At 56.7% G+C, this 2,448-nt stretch carries 3 protein-coding genes and 1 pseudogene; 3 read left to right on the top strand and 1 reads right to left on the bottom strand.

From position 1 onward, the window contains the following. Positions 1-609 precede the first annotated feature (609 nt). The gene (locus tag AC5ZFO_RS47655; protein ID WP_282525890.1) at positions 610-915 is read left to right on the top strand and encodes a hypothetical protein; all 306 of its coding nucleotides are present in this window, start codon (positions 610-612) and stop codon (positions 913-915) included. Between the two features lie 78 nt (positions 916-993). On the opposite strand, the gene AC5ZFO_RS47650 is transcribed toward AC5ZFO_RS47655, so the two are convergent. Beyond that, positions 994-1,152 (bottom strand): cold-shock protein, encoded by a 159-nt coding sequence (locus AC5ZFO_RS47650; RefSeq protein WP_282525889.1) that lies wholly within the window; start codon positions 1,150-1,152, stop codon positions 994-996. Between the two features lie 316 nt (positions 1,153-1,468). On the opposite strand from AC5ZFO_RS47650, the gene AC5ZFO_RS47645 reads away from it, so the two are divergent. Together AC5ZFO_RS47645 and AC5ZFO_RS47640 are read left to right on the top strand one after the other, a co-directional pair. After that, on the top strand, positions 1,469-1,675 hold the full coding sequence (locus AC5ZFO_RS47645) for a hypothetical protein (RefSeq protein ID WP_282525888.1): 207 nt from the start codon (positions 1,469-1,471) through the stop codon (positions 1,673-1,675). Between the two features lie 696 nt (positions 1,676-2,371). Then, a pseudogene (locus AC5ZFO_RS47640) lies at positions 2,372-2,448 on the top strand (LabA-like NYN domain-containing protein); the annotation flags it as partial.

The following is a 2,448-nucleotide window of genomic DNA, read 5'->3' as shown; positions in this document are numbered from 1 at the left end:
GTACGAAAGCCAATATCGGAAGCTGATCGCTCCTGCAGAGGGCGCCGAACGGGAATGCGCTCTGCAACTGCCACGATCCTGAACTCACGCTTTCGCTCGCCCCGACCGATGAAATGGCTGTCGAGCGCTAGCGCCCCTGGCGCGAAGACGACGCCGGCCAAGGATCTATTTGTCCGCTCGGACCTTTGCCGCGACTTCTCCAGTTGCTTCACGCCCTGCCCTTGCTCGTACATCACCGAGCCCGGGGTCTTAGCCTAATTTTCGGGAACGCTTCGATCAGGCGCAGCGTCTGAGTAGGGCTTGCATCTTTTTCCCGGAAACTTTGGTCAGATCTTGTTGGGCAGAGGTAAGCCACCTCGCCCATCCTCCCGGCACCGGGGCTGGTACCTCTTATTGTAACTTTTTCATCGGCGCCTCAAGGGGGCAACGCTGCGACGGCCGATCTAAGCGCGATTTTGATCAGCGCAATAAAAGTTGAAGGTCGCCCAACAGGCCGCCTCTACTCTTTACACGGGTGCAGTGCGAAACTGAACTTTTTGCTGGCTTTTCCCGCACGAGGGCTTCAGACTTGCTCCCATTGAGAGTGTTAAATTTTTCAAGGACATTGCGATGGGAAAACCTGCCGTTTCCCGTGATGCCTTTCGCGGGTTGTTCGCTTTCTATGCGGCTAAGGCTCATCATGACCATAAACCCGAGGGCGAACATTGCCTTCTGAAGCTATTCGGATCTGCGGAAGACATCCCCGATAGTTTGCTGCTGCAGTGGTCGGACAGAGTTGAGCTGCTCGGTTCCGAAACCGTTGGCCGCTTAATGGAGCCGCGCGCCCGTCAAATCACGGATGGCAACGCGCGATACGACCATGCCAGCGACTTTCTCCACGCGCTCCTGAGAGACCTCGGACAAAAGGTGCAGTGATCAACCTCAGCGCTATGGTCGCGGCAGCCGTCAGACGCGCAGATTTTCTGCGCTGCTCTTTCCGCGCTTGCGATCAACTTAGATTTCGTAAGAGACCTTCTGCCCCTCAGCCAAGCCCGATAAGCCGGCGCGCTCCACCGCGCTAATGTGCACGAAAACATCCTGGCCGCCGTCATCGGGCTGGATGAAACCGAATCCCTTGGTTGCGTTAAACCACTTCACAATACCTGTCGCCACGTCCGCCTCCGGTTGAACAATGAACATAGCCTAGGTCGACCGTCTTGGGGCTGACAAGCAAAAAAACCCGCAGCGCGCGAACGTCGAGCAGTGTTTTCGAAGCAATCAGTGGTCTGATAACGGGCAAGCGAGTTGCAGCCCAACAACCCGGCGCTGGGATTGTGAACTAATTCACAGATCGGGGAAGAAAAGCTCACTACCATGTCGGGGAGCGGGCGAAGGTACTTCGCGATGTCTTGCAGTGCTGCTCGGGGTTGCATGCCCCGTCAAGCAAACGATGGAATGGATTAGTCTACCCGTCACAGAAAGACACACGATGATCGACGACCATTTGGCGCGTGCACATCGCAAAAATATTCGACGCTATCGCCTTTTATTGCAAACCAATCTGACGGAGTCCGAGCGCCAGTTTGTCGAGCGGCGCCTGAGCGAGGAGCAATCCAAGCTGGAGATGCTGGTCAGCTCATGCTCAAGCGAAGCACGGTGCGATCGATCAGGTGCTCCAGGTAACCACGTGGGCTAGGTCGGCGCCCCCGCCTAAGGAGCAGCCATGCCACCTCCGTTGAGCGGCGCGTGGGCTTCGCATCGTGACTACTAAGCAATCCCCCATTTCCGTCTTTCGCGTCATTGCGCGCCGAAGGCGGCGCCAGAGCCGCGGCACGCCAGAGGCAGCCAGGTAGGAGATCCGCCTCGTTGCAACCTTAAGCAAAGCTCACCATTGGTCAGCCGCGCTGCGACCGGCTGGGTCCTAGTGGCCTCCCGGCCTACTGCCCAGCGTAGGCGGTGCATCCTCGGATCTCATTCGATTGCGATAGGGAGCGGTCAACAGTAACTGGAACATAGCTCGAGCTGCCATGTATTGCGCAGCGGACCGACTGCGCTCGTCACCGGCCAACAGAGGACTACCGCATTGATCTGAAACAAACCACCGCCAGGTGCGGCCGCGCCTGCAAATCGAAAGGTCGAAGAGAGCAAAATCGCCAAAGGCCATTGCGCGCCCCCATCAAAGAGCTTCAAAAATAAACAGCAAACATTACAATTCTGACAGAACAACTTTCGGCTAATGCACGAGTTCCTGGGACTGCGTACGGGTCTCCCGAAAGCACCATGGCGCTGACGATCTTCGGTGATATCTGTATAAAATGCGACCGACTACTTCCCGGTGCGGATGTAGTTTCCTCTCAGCTATTACCTTGTAGATCGCTCGGAAACGGCAGCCATGTCACCTTCTGCCACTAACAAGATCGCGCTCTTCATCGATGGGGCCAATCTCTACGCGACGGCGAAAACTCTGGG

The organism is Bradyrhizobium sp. Unk1 (assembly GCF_059512345.1).
Note: the sequence above shows the minus strand (reverse complement) of the source record. Positions and strands in the feature narration are given on the sequence as shown.

What these genes read in the sequence shown, in the direction of transcription:
- AC5ZFO_RS47655 (WP_282525890.1), top strand. Translation starts at nt 610, where the DNA reads ATGGGAAAACCTGCCGTTTCCCGTGATGCCTTTCGCGGGTTGTTCGCT.
- AC5ZFO_RS47645 (WP_282525888.1), top strand. Translation starts at nt 1,469, where the DNA reads ATGATCGACGACCATTTGGCGCGTGCACATCGCAAAAATATTCGACGC.